General features: G+C 52.6%; 23 protein-coding genes. 8 read left to right on the forward strand and 15 right to left on the reverse strand.

Going from position 1 to position 24,719, the window contains the following annotated elements:
• Positions 1 to 166 precede the first annotated feature (166 nt).
• The gene (dnaG, locus tag PsB1_RS06730) at positions 167 to 2,062 is read right to left on the reverse strand and encodes a DNA primase (RefSeq protein ID WP_284359946.1); all 1,896 of its coding nucleotides are present in this window, start codon (positions 2,060 to 2,062) and stop codon (positions 167 to 169) included.
• A gap of 117 nt (positions 2,063 to 2,179) precedes the next feature.
• Between dnaG and PsB1_RS06735 the strand changes: the two genes are divergently transcribed.
• Entirely contained in the window at positions 2,180 to 2,611 is a 432-nt protein-coding gene (locus tag PsB1_RS06735; protein WP_284359947.1) for a DUF2147 domain-containing protein, read from the forward strand.
• A gap of 16 nt (positions 2,612 to 2,627) precedes the next feature.
• On the opposite strand, the gene PsB1_RS06740 is transcribed toward PsB1_RS06735, so the two are convergent.
• Positions 2,628 to 3,110, reverse strand: coding sequence for a peroxiredoxin (locus PsB1_RS06740; protein ID WP_284359948.1), 483 nt, complete (start codon positions 3,108 to 3,110; stop codon positions 2,628 to 2,630).
• Between the two features lie 182 nt (positions 3,111 to 3,292).
• Between PsB1_RS06740 and PsB1_RS06745 the strand changes: the two genes are divergently transcribed.
• A complete protein-coding gene (locus PsB1_RS06745) occupies positions 3,293 to 3,856 on the forward strand; it encodes a YqgE/AlgH family protein (protein ID WP_284359949.1) in 564 nt (187 codons plus the stop codon).
• Between the two features lie 9 nt (positions 3,857 to 3,865).
• Here the strand turns inward: PsB1_RS06745 and PsB1_RS06750 are convergent, their stop codons facing one another.
• The 11 genes from PsB1_RS06750 to coxB form a co-directional block, all read right to left on the reverse strand.
• A complete protein-coding gene (locus tag PsB1_RS06750) occupies positions 3,866 to 4,453 on the reverse strand; it encodes a GNAT family N-acetyltransferase (RefSeq protein WP_284359950.1) in 588 nt (195 codons plus the stop codon).
• A 20-nt stretch (positions 4,454 to 4,473) separates the two neighbouring features.
• Positions 4,474 to 5,748, reverse strand: coding sequence for a M16 family metallopeptidase (locus PsB1_RS06755; RefSeq protein WP_284359951.1), 1,275 nt, complete (start codon positions 5,746 to 5,748; stop codon positions 4,474 to 4,476).
• On the reverse strand, positions 5,745 to 7,145 hold the full coding sequence (thrC, locus tag PsB1_RS06760; RefSeq protein WP_284359952.1) for a threonine synthase: 1,401 nt from the start codon (positions 7,143 to 7,145) through the stop codon (positions 5,745 to 5,747). The genes PsB1_RS06755 and thrC overlap by 4 nt, the downstream gene beginning before the upstream one ends.
• Before the next feature lie 25 nt (positions 7,146 to 7,170).
• Complete coding sequence (locus PsB1_RS06765; RefSeq protein ID WP_284359953.1) at positions 7,171 to 7,941, reverse strand: SURF1 family protein; 771 nt, start codon at positions 7,939 to 7,941, stop codon at positions 7,171 to 7,173.
• A complete protein-coding gene (locus tag PsB1_RS06770; RefSeq protein ID WP_284359954.1) occupies positions 7,934 to 8,284 on the reverse strand; it encodes a DUF983 domain-containing protein in 351 nt (116 codons plus the stop codon). Before PsB1_RS06770 ends, PsB1_RS06765 begins: the two co-directional genes overlap by 8 nt.
• 105 nt (positions 8,285 to 8,389) lie before the next feature.
• A complete protein-coding gene (locus tag PsB1_RS06775; protein ID WP_284359955.1) occupies positions 8,390 to 9,430 on the reverse strand; it encodes a cytochrome c oxidase subunit 3 in 1,041 nt (346 codons plus the stop codon).
• A 143-nt stretch (positions 9,431 to 9,573) separates the two neighbouring features.
• Positions 9,574 to 10,149, reverse strand: a complete 576-nt coding sequence (locus PsB1_RS06780; protein WP_284359956.1) for a cytochrome c oxidase assembly protein — start codon at positions 10,147 to 10,149, stop codon at positions 9,574 to 9,576.
• Between the two features lie 15 nt (positions 10,150 to 10,164).
• On the reverse strand, positions 10,165 to 10,311 hold the full coding sequence (locus PsB1_RS06785) for a cytochrome c oxidase system small membrane protein (RefSeq protein ID WP_284359958.1): 147 nt from the start codon (positions 10,309 to 10,311) through the stop codon (positions 10,165 to 10,167).
• 57 nt (positions 10,312 to 10,368) lie between these two features.
• Entirely contained in the window at positions 10,369 to 11,358 is a 990-nt protein-coding gene (locus PsB1_RS06790) for a heme o synthase (protein WP_284359959.1), read from the reverse strand.
• A gap of 73 nt (positions 11,359 to 11,431) precedes the next feature.
• On the reverse strand, positions 11,432 to 13,072 hold the full coding sequence (gene ctaD / locus PsB1_RS06795) for a cytochrome c oxidase subunit I (protein ID WP_284360042.1): 1,641 nt from the start codon (positions 13,070 to 13,072) through the stop codon (positions 11,432 to 11,434).
• Between the two features lie 56 nt (positions 13,073 to 13,128).
• On the reverse strand, positions 13,129 to 13,995 hold the full coding sequence (coxB, locus tag PsB1_RS06800) for a cytochrome c oxidase subunit II (protein ID WP_284359960.1): 867 nt from the start codon (positions 13,993 to 13,995) through the stop codon (positions 13,129 to 13,131).
• A 295-nt stretch (positions 13,996 to 14,290) separates the two neighbouring features.
• Between coxB and tldD the strand changes: the two genes are divergently transcribed.
• From tldD to PsB1_RS06815, 4 genes are all read left to right on the forward strand, one after another.
• Positions 14,291 to 15,709, forward strand: coding sequence for a metalloprotease TldD (gene tldD, locus PsB1_RS06805; RefSeq protein ID WP_284359961.1), 1,419 nt, complete (start codon positions 14,291 to 14,293; stop codon positions 15,707 to 15,709).
• 109 nt (positions 15,710 to 15,818) lie between these two features.
• Complete coding sequence (locus PsB1_RS11945) at positions 15,819 to 16,094, forward strand: BrnT family toxin (RefSeq protein ID WP_420887890.1); 276 nt, start codon at positions 15,819 to 15,821, stop codon at positions 16,092 to 16,094.
• Complete coding sequence (locus PsB1_RS06810) at positions 16,072 to 16,332, forward strand: hypothetical protein (RefSeq protein ID WP_284359962.1); 261 nt, start codon at positions 16,072 to 16,074, stop codon at positions 16,330 to 16,332. The genes PsB1_RS11945 and PsB1_RS06810 overlap by 23 nt, the downstream gene beginning before the upstream one ends.
• A gap of 62 nt (positions 16,333 to 16,394) precedes the next feature.
• Entirely contained in the window at positions 16,395 to 17,204 is an 810-nt protein-coding gene (locus PsB1_RS06815) for a mechanosensitive ion channel family protein (protein ID WP_284359963.1), read from the forward strand.
• On the opposite strand, the gene PsB1_RS06820 is transcribed toward PsB1_RS06815, so the two are convergent.
• Both PsB1_RS06820 and PsB1_RS06825 read right to left on the reverse strand, forming a co-directional pair.
• Positions 17,201 to 18,997: a DUF885 domain-containing protein gene (locus PsB1_RS06820; RefSeq protein WP_284359965.1), complete on the reverse strand. Its 1,797-nt coding sequence runs from the start codon at positions 18,995 to 18,997 to the stop codon at positions 17,201 to 17,203. The genes PsB1_RS06815 and PsB1_RS06820 overlap by 4 nt on opposite strands.
• A gap of 101 nt (positions 18,998 to 19,098) precedes the next feature.
• Entirely contained in the window at positions 19,099 to 20,748 is a 1,650-nt protein-coding gene (locus tag PsB1_RS06825) for a hypothetical protein (protein ID WP_284359966.1), read from the reverse strand.
• Positions 20,749 to 21,411: 663 nt separating this feature from the next.
• Between PsB1_RS06825 and PsB1_RS06830 the strand changes: the two genes are divergently transcribed.
• Together PsB1_RS06830 and PsB1_RS06835 are read left to right on the forward strand one after the other, a co-directional pair.
• The gene (locus PsB1_RS06830) at positions 21,412 to 21,834 is read left to right on the forward strand and encodes a hypothetical protein (RefSeq protein WP_284359967.1); all 423 of its coding nucleotides are present in this window, start codon (positions 21,412 to 21,414) and stop codon (positions 21,832 to 21,834) included.
• A gap of 434 nt (positions 21,835 to 22,268) precedes the next feature.
• Positions 22,269 to 24,707, forward strand: coding sequence for an FtsK/SpoIIIE family DNA translocase (locus tag PsB1_RS06835; RefSeq protein WP_284359968.1), 2,439 nt, complete (start codon positions 22,269 to 22,271; stop codon positions 24,705 to 24,707).
• The last annotated feature ends 12 nt before the right edge of the window (positions 24,708 to 24,719 follow it).

Below are 24,719 nucleotides of genomic sequence, written 5' to 3' on the forward strand. Positions count from 1 at the left end.
ACCTAATTGCTGAAAAGGGCTTTGCTGGTTAGACATCCATCATCCAGCACGAACCCATTTTGCGCCCATCGCCGACCTCCTGCTAAGGCCCGCTTGTGGGTGCTATAAAGTGCTGCCTTAACCACAGCTATGTTGTTTGCGAACGCTCTTCGCGCCATCCATCCCATTAATCAACTGCGGGCAAATCAAGCCCGACTAAATCTGTCGCCACCCCAGAACTGTTGGCCTCTTGCGCACGTAAGGCACGACGCTCATCCACCAGTCGCTTCAGACGCGCGAATGCAGCTTCGTCGCCACCTCCCGCCGCTGAAACAGCCTCAGCAGCATCATCTGCCAATGCACGCTGAGTCTCTAACCGCTGTAAAGCCATTAGCCATGAATTTTTTGCTTCCTCGCCTCCGACGTTTGGCCGAACGTGAGGATTGATCGGGCTGGTACGTGCTTCGTCAACCAAGCGCACGCATTCGCCACGACCCAAATGTTCCAAATGGCGACGAACGCTGTCAAAATCAATAGGCGTACCCGCAAGATGCAGGTCCAAAAGGCTGTGACGCAGCACATCCAGCTCTGGATTGTCAATAAACAGTCCAGCAAAGGCTTCTTCATTGGCGTCAAGTAGCTCAGGCCGGCGCAAAGGGGCGGTTACAATGTCCACCAATGCTCGCTTCGGCCTCGAATTACCCGACTTGATCTTGAGACGCAGTTCAGAAGTTGCGGTCCCGATAGGGGCACCATCCCCCGCCTTGCCACGAAGCTTAGGAACAAAAGCTGGGCGAGCAGTCGTCGCGAAGAGTGCTTCGAGACTGCGGCGCATCTCCTCATTTAGCTCGCGCTGTAAATCGGGATCAGTCACTTGGGCGGTCAAGGCACGCAATCTTTTACGCAATCCTGCGCGCGCTTCTGCGGTCGCCAGGGGGTCGCGGTCTTGTTCGCGCTGGAACAAAAAGGTACCGAGGGAAAGCGCATGCGCCAAAACGGCCTCAACCCCAACCGCACCCTTCGACTTGATCAAATCATCTGGGTCTTGGCCTTCAGGCAAAAAACCAAACGCCAAAGTCTTTTCAGCTGAAACCAAAGGCAAAGCGCGGTCCAATGCCCGCTCTGCCGCCTTTAGGCCCGCTTTGTCGCCATCAAAGCATAAAATGGGCCGCTTACTGGCCTTCCAAATCAGGCCCAATTGATCTTCGGTTAAAGCCGTACCCAAAGGTGCCACCCCGGCAAAACCCGCGCGCTCAAGCGCGATGACATCCATATAGCCTTCCGCCACCACAATGGGCTTTTCCTTGGCAGCGACGCGGGCTTGAGCATAGCGATAGAGATTGCGGCTTTTGCTGAAAACCGGACTATCGGGGCCATTGAGATATTTGGGCTGGCCATCGGGCTCTAGGGTGCGAGCGCCAAAGGAAACCGGGCGGTCGCGGCCATCGGCAATGGTGAACATCACCCGGCCACGGAAAAAATCAAACGGCGCGCCGCCATCATCGGGGGCTTTTAATAGGCCTGCGTCCACAAGATCGGCTAAACTATGCCCGCCTTGGGTCAAACGATCCTTCAGCCACGTGCGGCTATTGGGGGCATAGCCTAAACCAAAGCGATCCCAATCGGCTTGGGATAGCCCCCGCTTGGTCAGATACTCCCTCGCTTTTGCGCCTGCTGAACTGCGCAGCGCTTGGGCAAAAGCGGCGCTGGCGGCTTCGAGCGCATGGTGAAGGCGTTTGGCTTGATCATCCTTCGCGCCAGCCTCTGGATCCCGCTCTGGTAAAGCAAGGCCTAGATCGCGCGCTAAGCTTTCCACAGCTTCAGGAAACGGCACATTCTGGGTCGCCATCACAAAGTCGATGGCATTGCCGTGCTGGCCGCAGCCAAAGCAATGATAAGTACCCTTCGCTTCGGTGGCATGAAAACTGGGTGTGGCCTCATTATGAAACGGGCAACAGGCCCACATATCGCCGCGCGCCAGATTGGATTTGCGCTTATCCCAAGACACTTTGCGCCCCACCACATCCAAAATGGAGGCGCGGTTGAGCACTTCATCGATAAAGGAACGGTCAAAACGAGACATGATGCCTAACAATGGGCCCAGATGGCTCAATCATCAAGCCCATCGCACGCGCGCGACTTTTCCTGATTGCGGCGAGACGCTATAATCAAGTTTTCATCGTCTTATTTGAATGTGACCATGCGCCCTGACCTCCTATCCATGACCACTTGGCTTATTGTGCTTGTGTGTGCCACTCCCGCTTTCGCTAAGGATCTCATCGGCACAAAATGGGTGACCGCCAATGGCAGCGGTATCATTCGGCTGGAGCCATGCGGCCCAAAACTATGCGGAAAGATCATTGGTCCTGGCCCAAAGGCCGACAAGAATGGCGCGCAAACGGACGTGAAAAATCCAAATCCGGCTTTACGGTCGCGGCCCATTGTCGGCCTAGCCATCCTGACGGGCTTTAGCGATCAGGGTAAAGGCAAGCTGACCGGTGGGCAGATTTATGACCCAATTGAGGGCAAAACCTATCGCAGTGAAGTGCGCTTAAAGCTCGATGGCAAGCTGGAAGTGAAGGGGTGCATTGGGCCGATCTGCGTCAGCCAAATCTGGACACCCCTTCCCTGACGTCCGAACCGATCGCTTAGATATGCTCGAGCATATATTCAGCGCTGGACACCTTGTATTCGGCTGGTGCCTCGACAAATAAGTGGGTGACTACGCCATTGTCGGCGACCAAGGAAAAGCGCTGTGCACGTGTACCCATGCCAAACTTGGAGGCATCCATCTCAAGGCCAATCGCTTTGGCAAAGTTACCACTACCATCAGCCAGCATGATGATGTCATCGCTCACACCTTGATCCTTTGCCCAAGCCGACAAAACAAAAACATCATTGACCGACAAACAAGCTATCGCGTCCACGCCTTTGGCAGCCAGTTCAGCAGCCTTTTCTTTATAAGACGGCAAATGCTTGGCAGAGCAGGTTGGCGTAAAAGCCCCTGGGACGGCAAATAAAGCAACTTTTTTGCCGCCAAAAATCTCAGCTGTGGTCTTGGCAGCAGGGCCGTCCTTGGTTGGGACCATGAATGTCGCTTCGGGGAGGCTTTCGCCTACTTTTAGTGTCATCTTTCTACTCCATAAAATAGCTGATAATCGCGAAGGTATCTCTAGTCCACAGGACTTCACAAACAAAGTAATATTTACCAAAATGCATGTGTTAATTTTCTTTTTGTTTGCAGTGCAGACCAAATTCTTCTAGCCTCAATCAAGGCTGGACAGATCCGCAATTTCGCAACACCATGAGCCCCATGAAAGATTATCTGGTCGGTCGATTTTTAATTGCTAGCCCTTCCATCCGGGATCGGCGCTTTAAGCGCGCTGTGATATTGATATGTGATCATGATGATACACATGCCATGGGTCTTGTGATCAACCGCGCTATGCCACAACTTACCTTACCCACCCTGTTGGACCGATTGGGGATCGATTGCGCGCTAGGACTACCGATCGCGCCGGTATTGGACGGCGGTCCTTGTCAACGAGACCGTGGTTTTGTTCTTCATAGCGATGATTGGGAAGGCGATGAAAGTACTCAAGCAATTGTACATGGTCTCAGAATGACCGCGACCCGCGACGTCTTACAAGCGATTGCCCATGGCAATAAGCCTAATCGTGCAACTTTGGTATTGGGCTATGCTGGCTGGGATGCAGGGCAATTAGAGGCGGAAATTTGCGACAATGCTTGGTTGGTTGCCGACGCCGACATTGAAGCCGTTTTTACAACCACAAATCTAGATGAAAAATGGGTCGATGCGATCAGCCGTTTAGGGTTAGAACCTTGGCAAATTTCCCAAACCGCCGGGCAGGCGTAAACCCTGTTTCTAAGTTTGGTGGTCGTGCGCCAAAATGGCGTAGAGTACGTGATCTTTCCAAGTGCCATTAATTTTTAGATAGCCCCGCGCCAAACCCTCTTCATGAAAACCTATACTTTCAAGAAGTTTGCGCGATCGGTAATTGGAGGGAATACAGGCCGCCTGGATGCGGTGCAGGCCTAATCGGCCAAAGGCATATGCGATTACAGTCTGAACGGCTGCGCGCGTGAGGCCTTGACGGGCATAGGGTTCACCCACCCAATAGCCCAGGGTACAATCTTGCGCGACACCGCGGCGAATATTGGAGATATTTACCCCACCGACCAAAATATCATCCTTAGCCCGAAATACTAAAAAAGGTGCCGCTAAGCCCAATTTCTTATCCTGGTGCCAGCCTTGCAGCCGCCATAAGTAGCAAGCGCGCGACAATTCATCAAAACGCCATTCTGGTTCCCACGGGACCAACCAAGATTGGCTCTTCTGGCGTAGATCAGCCCAAGCTTGATAGTCATTCTTAGTGGCTTCGCGCAGATATACGCCCTGCCCTTCAAGGCGAAGCCGGCTTTCAGATTGGCCTGTCAGACTTAAAAATGCCAAGGCGATGCCCCCAAATGATCTTAGCGAAAGCTTGCCGCAAAAACCTCTGCGGCGCCAAGCCCTAAAGTGGGGCCAATTGCTGCAGCGGCACCAAAGCCAGCCTGCCCACCAACGATAGCTGATGTCGCCACAGCTTGCACGTGCTCTGTTGTGACAGAACGTATACGAGACGCCACCTCGAACAAGGCCAAAGGACGACCATAAAGCAGGGTTTGACTAACCGCTACTTCACACCGGGCTGGAGGGCTTTCTGCTGCCATCATCATGCTAGCTTCTAGAATACGCAAGGCGCGCTTGAGCTCTTTTTCGCTTGGCCCCTTTTGGGCCAAATCTACCAAATGTTGGGCGCTACGGCGCGCCACTTCTTCACCAACATTAGGCGTACAGCCGGCTGATACACAGATGCGCCCGCCATCTTCATAAAGATCGCTAAAAGCTTCGACCGAATAAACGAGCCCACGTGTCTCGCGCAGGTCTTGAAAGAGGCGCGACGCCATGCCGCCGCCTAAAATCTCGCACATCACGCGCGCAGCAATAGCCTGCTGGCTACCCAGATTGGGACCGGGGAGTGAAAATGTTAAGTGAATTTGTTCAGCGTCGCGCACTTCGCTCAAAGCCTGACCGCCCAGGCTAACAGGAGCCAAAGCAGGGGCCGTAAAAGGGGCAAGGCCACCAAAGGCCTGTTCAACTTGGTCTTGGATCGCAGAAGCTTCAAACGCACCAGATACCGCGACAATCATCTGGGACGGGGCATACGTGCGCGCGCGAAAGGCTGCAATCGCAGCGTGATCAATCCCCGCCAAACTGGCTTCATCCCCTAAAATGGGTCGGCCAAGGGCATGATCGGGGAAGGCCGCTTGTTGGTGAAGGACACCACAACGGTCCTCTGGATCATCAAAAGCTTCACCGATTTCTTGCAAAATCACATGTTTTTCAAGCTCTAAATCTTCGGCGCGCAAATGGGGCTTTAACACCAAATCGGCCGTCAAACTCAAAGCAAAACCAGCATCTTCAGCTAAACAACGCGCAAAAAAGCCAGTCCGCTCATAGCCAGTTGCAGCATTGAGATAGACACCTTGACCTTCAGCGTCTTCTGCCAGTGCCCGCGCATCGCGCCCGCCAGCCCCTTTAAACACCAAATGCTCCAACAGATGAGCGCTGCCATTTTCGGCTAGGGTCTCAGCACGCGCACCGACTTTTACCCAGACCCCTACGGAGGTACTGGCCAAACCCGATATCGGATCCATGAGCAAACGCACGCCATTGGATAAGTGATGCAGGGTAGTGTCACTCATGCAGCTACACCAAGATGGCCTCGGATATAGGCTTTCACCGCTTCGATAGTGGCTGGCATATCGATGCGCACTTCTTGGCGGGCAAACAAATCGGCGCAATGGGGTGGCAAGCTGGGCACTTGGCCTAAAATCGCCTCAACCGTCTCTGGAAACTTGGCACTATGGGCAGTGGCCAACAGTACACGCGCACCCTCGCACTCACCCTGGCCATAGCGGGCGCGCCAACCTACGGCTGTATGCGGGCATAAAACTTCGCCCGTTTGTTCAAAGCAATCGGCCAAGGCCCAACGGGTTTCCTGATCATCAACGCCAAAAGCGTCATAATGGCTCCTCAAAAAGGCTTGAGCTTCGTTTGGCAAATCAAATGAGCCAATGGCACCAAACTGATCATAGAGTTGCTTAAGTAGCCCTTGCTCACGTCCTGTGGCCTCAAAAACGATGCGCTCAAAATTGCTGGCCACGGCAATGTCCATGGCAGGGCTTAAAGTCGTAATGCTGGCGGCTGACTTGGTATAAGTCCCGGTTTCAAAAGCTTGGGCAATGCCATCATTGGCATTGGTGGCGATCATGATCCGGCCAATGGGAGCACCCAGCATTTTGGCGACATAGCCTGATAAAGCATCACCAAAATTGCCCGTAGGAACGGTAAAATGTACAAGACTGCCAGCTGACAAAGCGCAAGCCGTCACGACATAATAGACGCTCTGGGCCATGATCCGGGCCCAGTTGATCGAGTTGACGGGCGAGAGGGTGACTTCCTGACTAAAGGCTTGATCGGCTAAAAGCGCTTTGACCAAGGCTTGGGCGGCATCAAAATCACCTTCGATATCGAGGGCATGCACATTGGGGGCACCCGACGCGGTCATAAAGCGGCGCTGAACTTCTGACACCCGCCCCTTTGGCATCAAGACAAAAAGGTCAACCCGATCGGTTTGTTTCAGCGCTTCGACCGCCGCCCCGCCTGTATCGCCAGAGGTCGCGCACACAATTGTCAAGCGCGCGTCGCGGCGCTCTAAAATATGGCTATAGAGCCCCGCCAAAAGCTGCATGGCAACGTCTTTAAAGGCCAAAGAAGGCCCGTGAAACAATTCTAAAAGATAGTCACCGGGGCCAATTTGTTGAACCGGCGTGATCGCAGGATTGGCCCATTGGCTGCCATAGGCTTCCTCGGTCAGACCCAAAGCATCGTCTGCACTCAAATCATCGCCCGCAAACACGGATAGGATTGCCGCAGCAGTCTCTGCATAAGGCACAAAAGCGGCATTGCGCAGTACCTGCTCAGAAAGCCTGGGCCAGCTCTGGGGCATATAGAGCCCGCCATCGGGAGCGAGCCCGGTTAAAATCGCATCAAAAAACGAAACAGAAGGAGACCCGCCACGGGTCGAGAGATAGCGCATGATCCAGCTTTATAATGAGTTGGTTTTAAAGAGAGCGACGCACAAAACGTAAGCGGCCCGTACGCAGATGCAACCCCGTATAAACCCCGATGAGCGCGAAGCCAAACCCCCACCATGTTAAAGCATAACCCAAGTGACGTTCAGGTGGGATTTGATTGGCACCCTTTGGATCGGCCCAAGGATTGGCTTGGAGCTGCCCCTTATTGAGGGGATCGACTTGGCTTATCGCGATGTAAAAGGGTGCGATATCGGCAGGCAGGTTGAGTGACCCAGCCATGGCCGCCAGATCAGGCCAAAACCACATTTGCTTGGTAGGATCATTTTCAGGGGTAAAGCTATTGGCCTTGGCCCCTTTGCGCAGCACACCGCGATACGATCTTGGACCTGCGACAACAGGGACTTTAGCCAGATCAGCTTCTGCTACAAAGCCAAGGTCAATAAAAATCCAACGGCCATTGCTTTGCATGGGCGAAAACAAGCGCCGCCCACTGACGCCATCGTGCAATGCGCGCACCCCGATCACGCGTGGATCCAAAGTTCCTTTAGCCTCCACCACTTGATACTCAAAGGGCGCGCTCGAAAAAGCAGCCTGGATTGAGACTGGCTTCGCCGCCGCGCTAACCGCCGGGGCAGCCGATTTTTCCACAAATTTGACCCATTGCCAGTGCCCCAATTGATAGAGCAGCACCAGACACAGGATGGAGATTACGGTCAAAGCCGGCATGGGCTTAAAGCCCGTTTGCCCCGATAATGGATCGGCAATTGGCTTTTGAGTGGTGGTGTTTTGCTTAGACATGGGTGTGATCAACCCTGTGGCGCCAATGCATGACAAACAGCATCGCCTTAAATGGTCGCAAAAGGGCGACGCACACCCCCGCTGTCAGGGGCAAAGCAAATAACGCCATCGCCCAGATCGGGGGATGCAGGGCAAGTTGGGCCACCAGAATAACTGGCACGCAAATCGCGCCAGCCACCAGAATCACAAACACCGCTGGCCCATCGCCACTATCTTGGCCGGAAAAATCAGCGCGGCAGTTGGGGCAGCTCTGCTTGATGGTCAAAAGCCCGTCAAACAAAGGTGCGCGCCCACAATTGGGGCAAAGGCTTAAAAGCCCCGCTTTCCAGAAACTCACACCCATTGGCCCACTCCTCGTCCTGCAAAGTGTGGACAAGCCACGAAAGCCTACATGACAAGGGCGGAAGACCAGCCCCCACCCACACCCCTTTGTTAAGGCGGGTCGCCCTTAGCTGAAAGCCACATAGATAAAGGCAAAAAGAAATAGCCAAACGACATCCACAAAGTGCCAATACCAAGCCGCAGCTTCAAAACCAAAATGTTGCTTGGGTGTGAAATGCCCAGCCATCAGGCGGAACAAGCAAACCGCCAAGAAGAGAGTACCGATCACCACATGTGCGCCGTGAAATCCTGTCGCCATGAAGAAAGACGAGCCATAAACACCAACGGTCTCACCGCCAAAGCCAAAATAATCTTCATGCAAAGCATGGTGATATTCAATGACTTGCAAGCCTGTAAAGCTGAGCCCCAAGAGAACCGTGATGATCAAGCCCAATTGCGCGCTCTTTCGATTACCTTCTTGCAAGGCATGGTGGGCCCAAGTGACCGTTGTACCCGAAAGCAGCAAGATCAGCGTATTCATCAAAGGCAAATGGAAGGCATCCAGGGTTTCAACCCCTTCTGGTGGCCATTTTGCCCAAGCGGTAGCAACTTCTGGAATGGTTGAAAGTGTGCGCGCTTCGTTGAAGAGACCAATGTCAAAAAACATCCAGAACCAAGCGACAAAGAACATCACTTCTGAAGCGATGAACAAAATCATGCCATAGCGCAGACCAATGCCAACAACGGGGGTATGATCGCCTTTATGGGCTTCCTTGATCACGTCACCCCACCAAGAAGCCATGCAATAAATGGTGAATAAGAAACCGCCTACCAGAATGATCGGGTCACCCTTACCCAGTAACCAATGCCATTGTTGGGCGGTCTTAAAATCGGCGATCGCCTTGGCTTGCAAGCTTGGGTCCAAGCCTTGGAAACCAGAATTGGCCACTAACCCAGCTTCCACCGCTTTCCAACCCCCAGCCATGGCGGCTCTGGCTGCTTCTTCATTGGCGAAATAACCCGAGATCAGGGATAGAGGATCATCGACAAAGCCCTTCATGAAAATGACAGCACCTATCGCCAAAATGAAAAGTGCAAGCGAAGAGACGACCGGCCATGGGCTTGGATCGACTAGGTGGTAATCATGTTTAACGGCGGCGTGACCCATGTTTTGGCCCTGTAGGTTGTCCGAACGCGAGGGGCGTTGGAATCTCAAAAAACTCTTGTCGTTTAGCGCGTTCTTGGCTGCTGAAGCAACCTCGCAGTGCGGTCTTAGCTCACAAGTATTGACACATTTCTTACATCTTGTTCTTACGGGTTTGCCACCGGGGGCGCAGTTAGATCCCCTTGGCTTGCTTGAATGGCTTTATCGCCGACGGCAAAAAAGGTGTAGGACAAGGTCACTTCGGTGACTTCATCGACATTACGGTCGGTCGCAAGCGCTGGATCGACATAGAAAATCACTGGCAATTCCATGCTTTCGCCGGGCTGCAAGGTCCGGTCTTGAAAGCAAAAGCACTCCAGCTTTTGAAAATAGGGGCCCACCTTGTGCGGGGTGACATTATAGGTCGCGACCGCGGTTACCGGGCGATCCGACTCATTCTTGACCGTGTAGAAGGCCAAGCCATTCTCACCCAATTTAAGCGAAACAACGGGCTTCTCAGGTTTGAAGCTCCAAGGCACGCCAGGGGCGACGTTGGCGTCAAAGCGCACTTGAATGGTGCGGCTCAGGACAGTGCTAGCAGCAGCGGTCGCGACTTGGGTGGTGCCGCCATAGCCCGTCACTTGGCAGAAGAGTTGGTAGAGCGGCACGGCTGCATAAGAAGCACCAAGCATCGCAAGCGGCACAAAAGCGGCGATTAGTCCAAAGCGTGTGGTTTTGGTCATCACCATAGCGATCCCCTAAAACGGCTTGTTAAGCGCATGACCTTGCAAGCGCACAATGGTCACTAAAAAGACGATGGCGACAAAGGCAAATAGACATAGCCCAATCGCCAAGCTGCGGCGGTTGCGCGCTGTTGTCTCATCAAGGGGTAGTTTTTCTTTCATCAAGGTCGCCTTAAGCGCATAGAGGAAGCGGGGGAAATCAGGGTCTGAACTAAGATTTTAGCCCAGCACCGAGTGATGCATATGAAACCCATGCTCAACAAGCAATGCGGCAAATAGCGCAGTCAGATATAAGAGCGAGAACGCAAACAAATCCCGCGCTGGGCGGTTATCAATCTGCTTATCTGAATAAAGTGCGCGGCCTTCTTCGCGCCCGTCTTGATCGCCGGCTCTGGAGCGATGGACCCGCCAAGCCAGAAGCAAAAACACTAGCCCAGTGGACAAAGAAACCCAAGCGTAAATCTGCCCGCCAAGCCCGCTATAACTCGGTAAAACACCAACTAGAACAAGGGCGATGGAATATATAAAGATTTGTAGCCGCGTTGAAGCTGCCCCCTTGGCAACCGGCATCATGGGTATGTTGGCGGAGGCATAGTCGCCCGCCTTATAGAGCGCCAAAGCCCAGGAATGGGGTGGGGTCCACAAAAAGATAATGCCGACTAAAAGCCAAGCATCCAAAGCCATATCCCCGGTTGCCGCTGCCCAAGCCACCAGCGGCGGCAAAGCCCCTGCAAGGCCACCAATCACAATATTTTGCGGGGTCGAGCGTTTGAGCCACATCGAATAAACCACCGCATAAAAGAAGATGGTGAAGGCAAGTAAGCTTGCCGCCAAATAGCCTTTGGCGGTTAGGGCCAGCAAAAGGACGGACAAAAAGCTCATCACAATGCCCATGGCCAAGGCTTCATCCTTATGCACAATGCCTGCTGGCACCGGGCGCATCCGCGTGCGCTTCATCAGGCCATCAATGTCGGCATCATACCACATATTGAGCGCGCCAGCGGCCCCTGCACCCATGGCAATCGCGAAAATCGACAAGGCCGCTAAAACGGGGTTATGCTCACCCGGCGCGCATAAATAGCCGACAATGGCGGTAAAAATCGCCAAGGACATGACGCGCGGCTTCATCAAAGCCAGATAGTCTGACCAATCGGCGATCCGCCGTTTAGGTTCTGAGCTCGTAAAGTGGTCAGCAGGTACTTCGGTCATGATGGCTTTCTACGCAACACGCCCCCGAAGTGGACTTCGGGAGCGTGTAATTTCACGGGTTTTACGCAGCAGATCAATGGTGATCTTTAGCTTCAACCTTAGGCAATTCAGAGAATTGGTGGAATGGCGGTGGGGAGGACAAGGTCCACTCCAACGTGGTGGCTGCAGGCCCCCAGGGGTTAGCTCCTGCTGGGCGACGGCGCAGAACGAACATGTCCAACAACATCACAAAGAAAATAGCCATGCCCGCGATTGTGATGAAATAGCCATAGGACGAGACCTTATTGAAGAAGGCCAAGGCTTCTGGATAATCGACATAGCGCCGTGGCATTTGTTGCAGGCCCAAGAAATGCTGTGGGAAGAAGATCAAATTCACACCGACAAACATCACCCAGAAATGCGCATTACCCAGCACTTCTGAATATTTCAGGCCACTCATCTTCGGGATCCAGTAATAGAAGCCCGCAAAGATCGCAAACACCGCACCCAAGGACAACACATAGTGGAAGTGTGCGACCACATAATAAGTGTCGTGTAAGACGGTATCCACGCCTGCGTTGGCAAGCACCACGCCCGTGACACCACCGACGGTGAACAGGAAGATAAAGCCAATCGCCCATAGCATCGGGGTTTTGAAATCCAAGGAGCCGCCCCACATGGTGGCGATCCACGAAAAGATCTTAATCCCGGTTGGTACCGCAATAATCATGGTTGCGGCCACAAAATAGGCCTTAAGGTCCACATCCATCCCGACCGTATACATGTGGTGGGCCCATACGATAAAGCCGATAAAGCCGATCGCCACCATGGCATAAGCCATCGCAAGATAGCCAAACACGGGCTTTTTGGAGAAGGTGGCGACAATGTGGCTGATGATGCCAAAGCCTGGCAGGATCAAAATATACACCTCTGGGTGACCAAAGAACCAGAACAAGTGCTGGTACATGATGGGGTCGCCACCTTGGGCCGGATCAAAGAAGCCCGTGCCAAAGTTTCGGTCTGTTAAAAGCATGGTGATCGCACCTGCCAAAACAGGCAAGGACAACAACAACAACCAAACTGTGACCAAAACCGACCATACGAACAAGGGCATTTTGTGCAAAGTTATGCCCGGTGCGCGCATGTTGAAAATGGTGGTGATGAAATTGATCGCACCCAAAATCGAGCTGATGCCTGCAATGTGAAGCGATAAGATCAACAAATCCATCGAAGGCCCATTATGGCCTGAGGTTGACAAGGGTGGATAAAGAACCCAGCCCCCGCCAAAGCCTGGATCTGCCCCTTGACCTGGCACAATCATGGAAAGCGCGCCCAAAGCAAAGGAGAAAGGCAAAAGCCAGAACGAGATGTTGTTCATCCGTGGGAAGGCCATATCGGGCGCACCAATATGTAAAGGCACAAACCAATTGCCAAAGCCGCCAATCATGGCAGGCATGACCATGAAGAAGATCATGATCAACCCATGCATGGTGACCACCACATTGTAATTGTGTGCGTTGCCCCAAGGCCCTTGGGCTGTTGGATCGCCGGTGACGCCAAAAAATTGCAGGCCGGGCTCCATCAACTCCATCCGGATCATTCCAGATAAGGCACCACCAAAAATGCCTGCGAAAATCGCAAACACCAGATACATGGTGCCAATGTCTTTGTGGTTGGTCGACAAAAGCCAACGGAGAGGATTGTAGACCGAAGGGCGGTCCGTCAAATCCGCCATCGCGGGGGCTTCAAGATGCGCAGCAGTGCTTGCCATGTTCACTATGTCCCTGAGATTTAATTGGCTTGGGCCGATATGGCCGTAGAAGGTGCATTTGCAGCAAACTGGGCCGCTGTAGGATTGGTTGCGCCAGTAGCAGCTGATTTTTGTGACGCGACCCAAGCATCAAACTCAGCTTGGGGAACGGCTTTGATTTCAATCGGCATATAAGCGTGCTTTACGCCGCAGATTTCAGAACATTGACCAAAATAGGTGCCAGGCTTTTCAACCTTGAACCAAGCTTCGTTCAAACGGCCTGGAACTGCGTCCATCTTCACACCAAAGGAAGACATCGACCACGAATGAATAACATCAGAAGCGGTAACTTGAACGCGCACGGTTTTATTGACTGGCACTATTACAGCATTATCGGTGCCCAAAAGATATGGCTTGCCAGCGGCTGTTGCCTCGTCCTTGGCCAAAATATTGGCATCAAACCCAATGCCATCATAGTCTGGATACTCATAGCTCCAATACCATTGGTGGCCGGTCACCTTTAGCGTCATGTCATATTTAGCGGGGGTTTGATCTTCTTTGTAGAGAAGCGGGAAGGAAAAAAGTGAGATACCGACCAGAATCAAAACCGGGATAAAAGTCCAAACCACTTCAATCGTGGTGTTATGGGTGAATTTTGCTGGAACAGGATTCGCGCGCTTGTTGAAGCGGATGATGCAATAGGCCAACAGCCCTGCAACAAAAACCGAAATCGCAACAATGACCGGCAACAATACCAGATTGTGGAAAAACGTAATATCGCGGGCCACTTCGGTAACAGGCGGCTGTAAACCTAAACCCTTATCAACCGGTTGATCGGCCCATGCTGCCTGCACGATTGTGGCCGCGCCCATAAGTGCAGCCAATCCCGCTGTTTGCCAACGTCGCATGTCATAACTCCCTTATTGCACCCATTCTACAGCGCGACTGATTGACGCTTAATTAGCGCGCATAGACCAAAAGTCACGCGTGATTGTGCGCACACTTTGTCGCAGGGCAAATCTATCCTTGCCTCAATCCGCCAAGCGCATAACACGCCACCCCCCTTCGGGGAAAGGTGGCCAACTCACAGGAAACAGGATTGCATTCAGTAGGGCATCTTTGGTGTGCTTGCTTGAGGCTGTGCTTGGCATTTGCATTGAGGCCAACAAGGCTTAATCTTAAAGGCCTACAAAAGGAAATCGCATGACCGATCAAGCCTTGGCACCCTTAAGCGAGCTGGCATTTGCTGCTGGCTCTGAAGCCATTTTAAAGGATGGCTTGCATCACGCGGACGATGGCGAACTCTTTTTAGAACGCGCGCGCGGGGAAAGCTTTGTTTGGGATGATGGGCGCTTAAAATCAGCAAGCTATGATTCCGATGGGGGCTTCGGACTGCGCGTCGTGGCGGGAGAGGCCGCAGGCTATGCCCACGCCAATGAAATCTCATCAGCTTCCCTGACGCGGGCATCCAAAGCGGCCAGCATCGCCAAACGCGGCCATAGCGGTACTTTGGCCCTGCCCCCGGTGCGCACCAATGCAAAACTGTATAGCGATGCTGACCCATTAGCGGCACCAGCCTTTGAAGCCAAAATCGCGACCTTGGCGCAAATTGATTATTATTTGCGCGAAAAAGACCCCCGCGTCGTACAGGTGTCGGTATCCTTGGCCGCCTCACGCAAAGAGATCGCGATTATGCGCCCAGATGGCGATATTCGCACCGATATCCGCCCCTTGGTGCGGGTCAATGTCTCGGTCACCGCAGAAAAATATGGGCGGCGCGAAACAGGTTCTGCCGGGGCAGGTGGGCGCACGGACTATAGCCAATGGATCGAAGCGGGCCATCTTAAAGCCTTAGCCGATGAAGCGTTACGCATTGCTCTGGTTAATCTAGACGCAGTCCCGGCACCTGTGGGTGAGATGGATGTGGTCTTAGGCCCAGGCTGGCCTGGTATCTTACTCCATGAAGCAGTGGGGCATGGCCTTGAAGGGGACTTTAACCGCAAAGGAACCAGTGCCTTTTCGGGCAAAATTGGCCAACGCGTCGCCTCGCCCGGCGTGACAGTGGTAGATGATGGCACATTGGCGGATCGGCGTGGTTCTTTGACCATTGATGATGAAGGCACGCCCACCCAGCGCACGGTTTTGATCGAGGATGGGATATTGGTCGGCTATCTGCAGGACCGCATGAATGCCCGCTTGATGGGCGTTGTGCCGACCGGCAATGGACGGCGCGAAAGCTATGCCCATAGCCCGATGCCGCGCATGACCAATACGATGATGGAATCAGGTGCGCTTGATCCAAACGAAATTATCACAAGCTTAAAGCGCGGCATTTACGCCACCCATTTTGGCGGTGGCTCGGTCGATATTACATCCGGCAAGTTCGTGTTTCAATGCACGGAGGCCTATTTGGTTGAAAATGGCAAGATCATCGCCCCGGTTAAAGGGGCGAGCCTGATAGGCGACGGGCCAACTTCGCTGACAAAAATCTCTATGATTGGCAATGACGCCACCCTCGACCATGGCGTGGGAACCTGCGGCAAAGCGGGCCAATCCGTCCCCGTCGGCGTTGGCCAACCGACCCTGCGCATTGGCGGCTTGACTGTGGGTGGCGCGGGGTAGGGTTTGGGTTGATTTGTGTACACAAATAAGATACACAAAATCAGATGCAGCATTTCTAATCGCCGGAGTTAATTGACTGAAGCGAACCACGCAGAACATCCAAGAACGCATCGTCTTTCAATGGGACGAAAAAAAGCGAGATCGGGTTCTCAAGGAACACAGCGTAGACTTGTTATATGCAGCCCTGATTTTTGAAGGCCCCATCCTTACAAAAATCGACAACAGAAAAGATTACGGCGAAGTGCGCTGGATAGCGATTGGTAAAGTGGAATTAGATTATTTCACACTTATCTACACGATCCGAGACGGCAAATACCGCCTGATCACGGCTTGGAGGTCAGGACGACGTGAAAGGGAACACTATGAAAGAAGCAACACTGGATGACCTCAAATCCATGCGCGCACGCGGGCAATTGTTGCATGATCCCGAAGCGCCAGACGGACCTGATCTTGGCTCGGCGTTTTGGGCAGACGCTGTTATACAAGAGCCGACACCACGTAAGTCTGTGCACCTGCGGCTCAATTCAGAAGTCTATGATTTCTTTCTTAAGCAGAGCGACGGCAAGGGCCATATCAAGAAAATGCAACAAGTCCTCAAAGCTTATGCTGATGCGCATAAGTAACGCGCATTCGGCCAATCCCTGAGATAGCCGCCCCCACCGTTTATCTCCAGCTATGAAATGACATGCCCCCAATGAACCAGATCGAAACCTATCTACTGCCGATGGCCCTATCCGTGGGCATGAAATTATTGGGCGCGATTGCGTTATGGGTGGGCGGTCGCTTTGTCATTGGCCTCCTCCAAAAGGCGGTGCGGCGCGCCTTGGTGCTGAACCCAATGGACCCCACGATCAAGATGTGGATCGGGGCGATTATCTCTATTGGGCTCAATATTTTTTTGGTTATCGCGATCCTCAATGTGTTTGGGATCGAAACCACAAGTCTGGCCGCTTTGGTGGCGGCAGCGGGCTTGGCAATTGGGGCAGCGTGGTCTGGACTATTGGCCAACTTCGCGGCTGGGGTTTTTTTGATCCTGTTTAAGCCATTTAAAGTTGGCGATGTTGTGACCGTTAATGGGATCACCGGCACCGTCCTTGAAATCGGCGTCTTTTCGACCACCCTTAATTCGACCGAGCATGTGCGAACCATCATTGGCAACAATGCGGTTTCTACCGCCATCATCCAAAACTACTCAGCCAATCCATACCGGGCAGTTGAAATGCGCGCTCAATTGCCAGCCACCCTTGAACCCGACAGCGCGATCACCTTGCTGCGCGCGACCCTTTTAGCCATACCCAATGTGTGTGCAGAGCCCGCCCCGACCCTTGAGGTGATTGAATTTAGTGAAGCAGGCCCCAAGCTGATCGTGCGGCCTTTTTGCCACCATGATCATTATTGGCAGGTGATTTATGACAGCCAAAAAGCCATTGCCAAAGCCTTTAGCCAAGCAGGCCTTCCCCAGCCCTTGATCACATTGGTGCCAAAAACCGCTTAAACGATCGCCTCATCCAATAATAAAGCGCGGGCATAGCGTACAGGCGGGGAACCAAAGCTTAAAATCCCATCATGATAGGCCTTAAGCGAGAAAGCACTGCCCTGCTTGGCTTTAGCCGCGGCGCGCGCCTCCATATGTTCACTAAAGCCGACAAAATAGGTCGACAATTGGGTTATGGACAGCTGGGCACGCCGCCACTTGCCCGCAGCTTCGCGTTCTTCTTGGAAGGCGGTCTGCGTCAGGAAAGTCATGACTTGGGCCTCACTCCACCCATCGACATGAATGGCTTGATCGATAATGGCATTGGAAATAGCGCGCAGAAGGATTTTTAATTGGGTGAGGTGGTAGAGGGGGTCGTCCGCCATAAAGCCTTCCTCTACCATCATCGTTTCCCCATAAACCGCCCAGCCTTCGACAAAGGAGCCAGAGCTTAAAACCGCGCGCAGGATTGAGGGATAGGCATTGGCATGGAAAATCTGCACATAATGGCCAGGCATGGCTTCGTGGACCGCAATATCTTGAATGGCCCGGCGATTATATTCGCGCGTGAAGGAGATCGCTTGCTCTTCACTCCACTCATCAGGGATGGGGGAGACGGCATAAAACGTGTCCAAATGCTTTTCGAGTGGGCCTGGGCTATCGCAATAAGCAACGGCAAAGCCACGCTGAAACTCTGGCATCAAAATGATGCGAACCGGTCCTTCGGGCAGCGTGATCAAATCCTTAGCAACAACAAATTCGCGCGCAATCTGGGTCGCTTTGGTCGAGGTTTCCACCAATGCATGACGCGCGGGCCGATCGGCTGCTGCGAGGTCAAGGGCGGCGCGAATGGCATTTTGGCGTTGCGCATCAGTTGGATTGGCAGGCGTTGGTGGCGCATCGGCGACCCCTTTGAGCGCCATGCATGCGGCATGGTACATCTTTGCACGCACCTCAATCACCGCCGCTTCGGCGCGGGTGCGAATGTCTTGACGGCTTAAGGGCGACAGCAAAGTATAGCGTAATTGTTGATCAAACCGCGCGGCCCCGGCACGAAACTCACCTTGTGCGGCAGGAACCAAAACCGTCTCAATCCAGCTTTGGTGGCTATCAATGGCCGCGCTAAACACCGCCATGGCCGCTTCCAAAGCCGCGCGATCTTTGCCTTCCAACGCCGACAAATTTGGTGTGATCATTTCTGAAAGGATCGATTTCAGCCCCTTGTTTTGCGCGGCATAGGTCACCGCATGGGGCATTGGCACGCGTGCTGGCACCAACGAAGCGCGGGTTTCTGCCAAAAACGCGGGTATGGCGTTCATGCGTGCCGTTGCACGGATGAGGCGGGTGGGCAAGGGCGCAAACTCACGCGCCATCAAGCTATAAATCGCCCCGCCTGCGACTTCCTGCCAAACCAGTGGGTTCCAAGCCCAGTCCTGACCAATTTCAGTGGTCCAAATCTGCGACTCCAAAGCATTTGCCAACATAGAGGCATCGACTTGATTGGCCCGTGACAACGATTCTGAGTCAATTGCTTTGAGCGCTCGAAGCGTCGTTTTGGCAAAATCGAGCGCGGCGGCGCGCCCCTTGGGGCTAAAGTCGGTCATTAAGGCATCAAAGCGGTGATCACCAATGGCAGTTGCCGCAACGGGATTAAACCGCATGGATTGGTCGAGCCAGCTCACTGCAAGTTTTGAAAAGGCTTGATCCGCAGCGCTTAGCGCGCCACCCATCGCATTGCCCACCACAATTGGAAGAGAGAAGCCACCCAGCCCGCCAACCAAACCACCCAAAAGCGTTCTGCGTGAATAAGCCATTGTGAAATCATCCCTCTACCAATCAATAGGCTTAACTTTATATGGTTTTACTAAGCTAGCCAACCTTGGCCAGCCAACCTTGCCTAGCGATTATAACGAAATCAATTGGGCGGTAACATCGCATGCTTGCCAGCCTTATTGGGATTACCGCCGCAATTGTCGTTTCGGTATTTTCCCTTTATGGCCTCCTCACTGCAAGCGGCATAGATAAACCGACCATCGGAATCGCAGGCATATTGAAGTACATCATCCATATCGCGTTCCCCAGCACGCCCCGTTGAAGAACCACACTCCCAAGATTTGTCTTTACTGTTGAACACGCAAAGGTGCATCCGTAGGGTTTGAGGACATATATTTTTGATTTTGACCAACAGAGAATTAGGTCGCCCGCATTCCTGGCCACGGGTTTGTTCTATAACTCGCAAACAATCGTTCCTGTCGGGAATTGGAAAATCTTGAACGCTTGAATCCGTTGAGCTACTGGTGGACGAAGCAGACGTGTCATGACCTGCAGTCGTTAATGTAGGGGATGATCCCGAGGCGCTGCCCATTGGTGGAGCCCCACTAACAGCACTTGGATTACCGCCATATCCAATCATTTTGTTAGCGCCGGCAATATAGGCGGCTGCTTCTGGATGACCGGCACAGCGGCCTTGGAATAAATCGCGCTGCATCAAGCCCAGTCGTGCCGATATGTCATTAACATTGCCGGACCATTTCTGGGAACTCAATTGTAGCTGGGTTGCCTCTTTGGTGCAGGCGGCGATCTTGTCACCTTGGTCATTCGGTGATGACTGCGAAGCGGCAATTGAAGTCAAAGGCACGATTGGCGAACAATCAGACGGGTTGCTCGACAGTTGGCGGCACATCTGCACGGAATTCTTGAAATATTCTTCAAATTCAGCTTTTGTGGAAGCATATATCGTCCCCAGACACGCGCGGTGCAGCTCGATCTGCTTGAGGTATGTCGAGGATAAGTGCATAAAAAACTGAGTTTCTGCGAGGGACGTGACGGCGTCTACTCCACCCATGGCCGGCGGCGTGATTGAGTTCTGGCGCAAGTAATCGTCCACCTCTTTTCTGACGCGTTCAAGGGTGGCGTCAGGCGAATCCGCGCACGCAGAATCGCCGCCAGAACCAGCGCCCGATTGAGCGCTTGAACCGGTGCTGATCTTTGGCGTTAAAGATACCTGTTGGGTGCCAAACGGTGTGAACGCAACCCCATCCTTCTTTGCTACCCAGATTCGCGCCAAACAGACTTGCATATACTGCTTAGCGAAATCTGGGTGCCCATTTTTGCGTTCTGCTTCGGTCGGAAGATCAAATTCCCCAGCTGCCGTTCTTCGGTTTAACGCCTCGGCATCGGGAGTATCCAGATTAAGATCAGCTGTATCGGTTTTGTAGCTGTAGCAAGGGTAAGACGACGTCTGACAATCGTCATCATCGTGATCATTCCCTCTGATGTACCATGCCATATCGCTGGTGCCGGCGGACAGATTGGCCTTGTCGGTCAGCTCACGGCATCTTGGTGCATAAAGCGAATTATCCCTCGCCTTGGCGCAAATTTCGTCCGCCGACTTTTGGCGGTAACGAATGTCTGCCCGATGAAATTCAGCGATCTCAGAACTGCACAATGCCAGGTCCTCGACAGTAATCCGTGGCTGTGCTTGAGGAGCGAGACCAGAAGTCATCAGCCAAGCTGAAGCAGCAAGAGCTGCACGCATTAACTTTCCGTTGCGTTTCATCGACATTTCCCTCCTGTCTCTATGGTTAAGCTGGTTTTCTATACTCTATTACGCAATGCGGCTCGCCTGCGCGGGCAAGTTTCTTGGTAAACCATAAGCCCATTTTGTAACAATCTACTCATTGTGTCATACATCAATACTCTTGTAGGAATTCTCTTGGATCTTCAGTTGTGATCAGGTTTTGTTACAAGAACGTGACTATAGTTGAGCACCTCATGTCGGGCTCCTAATATGTCAGATTTTTTTGCCAGAGATTATTTTTGCCAGAGATTTTCTGACTAAAAATTTTTGGAAATGCTAAAACCCGATTGGCATCGGTTTCCTATGACCCCTCAGGAAACAATGATCCCCCTTTTTTGCCAAGACCTATGGCATCTAATTAATGGCACCTTTAAATGGCGCCAATCATTGGGCGCTAATTCCTAGCGCTTATCATCGCGCGCCCAACTGGGAGATGGCTTAAGTTCTTTATTGATAGCGATCACAAATATGTTATTGTGTCAAGATAAATTGGGAATCTAATCCTCATTTTTCGTGCAAACGACACTTTACAAGTTTCGTGCAAACGACACCTTACAAGGTTTTAACTGGTCAGCCATGGCTGCATCTGGCACCATGATTTGGTTTGTCGCACCGTGGCGGATGAAGTTGTTTTTACAAGGTGATGTTATGATTAAAAAACTGAATAGGGCGTTTGTTTTTGCCCTTGCTTTGACGAGTGTTTTGGCAGGATGCATCAGCATAGATGTCAATGAGGCCGAAGTAAAAGCTGAAATCGCCCCCACTCCATCAAGCTTGATTGGCTCTTGGGACGTGTCTTTGTTTTCTCAAGCCAATAGTGAGCCGAGCAAAACCCAATTTGTGGTCAGCGAAGTAACGGCAGGCACGTTCAAAGGCACCTTTTATGGCAGCGAGATCCAGAATGGACGCTATATCGTCAAAGGCAATGATTTGATTTTTGCAGGGCGAACTTCTGATCAATCGGGGACCTATTGGCATTCCGGCCGGATCCGAAACAATTCCTTGATCCAAGGGCAAACCTTGTCGGACGGGCGTAACTTTCTAATGGCTTGGAGCGCGAAGCGAAACTAAGGTTCGGCATGATTGCATTACAAACTTGACTAAGTAGGTCAGTCAATCATGGTTGATGCTTTGTCTTTTAAAACTTAGCCCATCTTTGGGCTTGTAATGCTTGTAGCCTGATGACTTGAGATAGCTAAACACTGCCAAAATTCATGCAATTTAGGCGCAAGCATCGCCAAGCGAACAAAGCAAGTATGCATACTATCTTGGTTTTTGGACCAATCTTGACCGATACTGAGTTGTTTAAGCCAGTTTGGCATTCAAGTGGTTCACGATGGTGATCTGAATGAACAGTACCAAAAACTGTCAAATTCGTCGGCTTATATCCAATTCAATCAGTTAATTTAACGGGGTGATAACCACACTAACCCTTTGTATCTCTAAATCACAAGCCTCCAAAGGGCGTAAAGAAAAAGATCATCGGGAATAGATGGGGATAGATCATGGGCGCACGCTTGCGGATGAAAACGGAAGGCATTGGGTGGCTTCATCGCATAAGGCGCGATGTTCTGCTTGGCGCTGGGGTTTTGGGTGGTTCTGTCCTCAGTGTGGCGGCGATGACTTTCAACGCCCGTGACCCAAGCTGGAATGTTTCAGGTGCCAAAGAGCCCACCAATTGGTTAGGCCAACCCGGTGCAATCCTAGCCGACTTTGTGCTCCAGGTGTTGGGTATCGCACTTATTCCTGCTTTGCTGGCTTTGATCGCATTATGCCTCCTTGCGATACTCAAAGGGCCTGGTGGGGTTGCGCACATTAGATTGCGGAGTTGGCTCGCGGGCCTTGGTGTTTTTTTGTTTGCTGCGGCAGTTTCTGGCTTGCCTAATGCTCAAGGTTGGCCAATGCGCGCAGGCCTTGGGGGCCTGATTGGTGATTGGCTGTTAGATCTGCTGGCTTTGCCCTTTTCAGGGACACAAGGTGGCCAAGGATTTGGCGCGGTGTTAGCGCTTGTGGGCGCTTTGGTGTGTGGCGGGGTAGCCTTACAGCTCAAGCGGTCTGATTTTAATGCGGTGGTTGAAGCCTTATCATCCTTATGGGCTAGCCTACTGGTCGGTCTTAATACACTCGCGCGAAGCCTAACGAGCTCTAAACGCACCACAGCCCAGCAGCGAATAAACGCGCTCTCATCGCGCTTTGAACCGACAGATCCAAACGATATCGCAGCCATTGCCGCCCGCTTTGCTCCCCCAAATGCTAGATCAAGCCTTGCCCGTGATAAATGGCGCGGGCCTGAAGTCCATGGCGCAAGTTCCAAACAGGTTGGTCCTTTATCCGCAGATTTTCTCGATGAGGATATTCCAGTTGAACTCCCTAAAAGCCCTAAGCAATCACCACGTGCCATACGCGAGGCGCAAGGCGAATTGCCCATATATACTACTGGACCCAAGTTCCAGCTGCCACGCCTTGATCTATTGGCCAAGCCCAAGCCACGCGTTACCCATCATGATGAAGCGGGGCTGAAACAAAATGCCCGCCTGTTGATGACGGTTTTAAGCGATTTTGGCGTCAAAGGTGAGATATTAAACGTACGTCCGGGCCCAGTTGTGACGCTTTATGAATTAGAACCAGCAGCTGGGGTTAAATCAGCGCGCGTGATTGGGCTGGCCGATGATGTTGCGCGCTCCATGTCCGTGCAAGCATGCCGAATTGCCGTGGTTCCTGGCCGCAACGCGATTGGGATTGAGCTACCCAATGCACGGCGTGAAACGGTCTATCTGCGCGAATTGCTCTCGACCCATGATTATGAGAATGGCCGTCAAGAATTGCCTTTGGCTTTAGGCGAAACCATCGGTGGGGAACCTTCAGTTGCTGATCTTGCCCGCATGCCGCATTTATTGATTGCAGGGACCACAGGATCTGGCAAGTCGGTCGGGATCAATGCCATGATCTTGTCGCTTCTTTATAAGATGACGCCCCAACAATGCCGCTTCATCATGATTGATCCTAAGATGTTGGAGCTTTCGGTCTATGACGGCATCCCCCATCTGTTGGCCCCGGTTGTGACCGATCCCAAGAAAGCGGTCGCAGCCCTTAAATGGGCGGTGCGCGAGATGGAAGATCGCTACCGTAAAATGTCAAAGATCGGCGTGCGCAACATTGCGGGCTATAATCAACGCGCCGCCGAAGCCTTGGCCAATCAAGAAACCTTTTCACGCACGATGCAGACCGGCTGGGACCGCGAAACCGGCAAGCCGATCTATGAGACTGAGACCTTTGAGCTTGACCATATGCCCTATATCGTCGTGGTGATCGACGAGATGGCCGATTTGATGCTGGTGGCTGGCAAGGATATTGAAGGGGCCGTACAACGCTTGGCGCAAATGGCGCGCGCTGCGGGTATTCATCTCATCATGGCCACCCAACGTCCTTCGGTGGATGTCATCACCGGCACGATTAAAGCCAATTTTCCAACCCGTATCTCTTACTCGGTCACTTCCAAGATCGACAGCCGCACCATTTTGGGTGAGCAGGGCGCAGAGCAATTATTGGGTCAAGGCGATTTACTTTACATGGCCCAAGGCGGAAAAATGCGCCGCCTGCATGGCCCGTTTGTGGCCGATCAAGAGGTGGAAGAAATTGTCGCAAGCTTGAAAGCGCAAGGCGCACCGGAATATTTTGACGAAATCACGGCCGACGCCGATGAAGATGGCCCTTATGGCGATGGCGGTGAATTTGAGGGTCTGGCGGGATCAAATGATCTTTTTGACCGCGCAGTCGCCATCGTGGCGCGCGACCGTAAAGCCTCCACGTCCTATCTGCAACGGCGTCTCTCTTTGGGTTATAATCGCGCAGCAAGCCTGATTGAACGCATGGAGCAAGAAGGCATGATCAGCCAACCCAATCATGCGGGCAAACGCGAAATTCTATTGCCTGATCATGGGTGAATGCCGAAGCGG

This window comes from Candidatus Phycosocius spiralis (genome assembly GCF_030158815.1).
Taxonomy (GTDB): Bacteria; Pseudomonadota; Alphaproteobacteria; order Caulobacterales; family Aquidulcibacteraceae; genus Aquidulcibacter; species Aquidulcibacter spiralis.

Excerpts from the sequence above, each read along its gene's own strand:
- tldD (WP_284359961.1), top strand. The coding sequence starts at position 14,291 with ATGACCGATCAAGCCTTGGCACCCTTAAGCGAGCTGGCATTTGCTGCT.
- PsB1_RS06835 (WP_284359968.1), top strand. The coding sequence starts at position 22,269 with ATGGGCGCACGCTTGCGGATGAAAACGGAAGGCATTGGGTGGCTTCAT.
- PsB1_RS06820 (WP_284359965.1), bottom strand. The coding sequence starts at position 18,997 with ATGGCTTATTCACGCAGAACGCTTTTGGGTGGTTTGGTTGGCGGGCTG.
- PsB1_RS06735 (WP_284359947.1), top strand. The coding sequence starts at position 2,180 with ATGCGCCCTGACCTCCTATCCATGACCACTTGGCTTATTGTGCTTGTG.
- PsB1_RS06780 (WP_284359956.1), bottom strand. The coding sequence starts at position 10,149 with ATGACCAAAACCACACGCTTTGGACTAATCGCCGCTTTTGTGCCGCTT.
- PsB1_RS06830 (WP_284359967.1), top strand. The coding sequence starts at position 21,412 with ATGATTAAAAAACTGAATAGGGCGTTTGTTTTTGCCCTTGCTTTGACG.
- PsB1_RS06745 (WP_284359949.1), top strand. The coding sequence starts at position 3,293 with ATGAAAGATTATCTGGTCGGTCGATTTTTAATTGCTAGCCCTTCCATC.
- PsB1_RS06825 (WP_284359966.1), bottom strand. The coding sequence starts at position 20,748 with ATGTCGATGAAACGCAACGGAAAGTTAATGCGTGCAGCTCTTGCTGCT.
- thrC (WP_284359952.1), bottom strand. The coding sequence starts at position 7,145 with ATGCGCTATCTCTCGACCCGTGGCGGGTCTCCTTCTGTTTCGTTTTTT.
- PsB1_RS06815 (WP_284359963.1), top strand. The coding sequence starts at position 16,395 with ATGCCCCCAATGAACCAGATCGAAACCTATCTACTGCCGATGGCCCTA.
- PsB1_RS06790 (WP_284359959.1), bottom strand. The coding sequence starts at position 11,358 with ATGACCGAAGTACCTGCTGACCACTTTACGAGCTCAGAACCTAAACGG.
- PsB1_RS06770 (WP_284359954.1), bottom strand. The coding sequence starts at position 8,284 with ATGGGTGTGAGTTTCTGGAAAGCGGGGCTTTTAAGCCTTTGCCCCAAT.
- PsB1_RS06775 (WP_284359955.1), bottom strand. The coding sequence starts at position 9,430 with ATGGGTCACGCCGCCGTTAAACATGATTACCACCTAGTCGATCCAAGC.
- PsB1_RS06740 (WP_284359948.1), bottom strand. The coding sequence starts at position 3,110 with ATGACACTAAAAGTAGGCGAAAGCCTCCCCGAAGCGACATTCATGGTC.
- PsB1_RS06765 (WP_284359953.1), bottom strand. The coding sequence starts at position 7,941 with ATGTCTAAGCAAAACACCACCACTCAAAAGCCAATTGCCGATCCATTA.
- PsB1_RS06810 (WP_284359962.1), top strand. The coding sequence starts at position 16,072 with ATGAAAGAAGCAACACTGGATGACCTCAAATCCATGCGCGCACGCGGG.
- dnaG (WP_284359946.1), bottom strand. The coding sequence starts at position 2,062 with ATGTCTCGTTTTGACCGTTCCTTTATCGATGAAGTGCTCAACCGCGCC.
- PsB1_RS06785 (WP_284359958.1), bottom strand. The coding sequence starts at position 10,311 with ATGAAAGAAAAACTACCCCTTGATGAGACAACAGCGCGCAACCGCCGC.
- PsB1_RS06755 (WP_284359951.1), bottom strand. The coding sequence starts at position 5,748 with ATGAGTGACACTACCCTGCATCACTTATCCAATGGCGTGCGTTTGCTC.
- ctaD (WP_284360042.1), bottom strand. The coding sequence starts at position 13,072 with ATGGCGGATTTGACGGACCGCCCTTCGGTCTACAATCCTCTCCGTTGG.
- coxB (WP_284359960.1), bottom strand. The coding sequence starts at position 13,995 with ATGCGACGTTGGCAAACAGCGGGATTGGCTGCACTTATGGGCGCGGCC.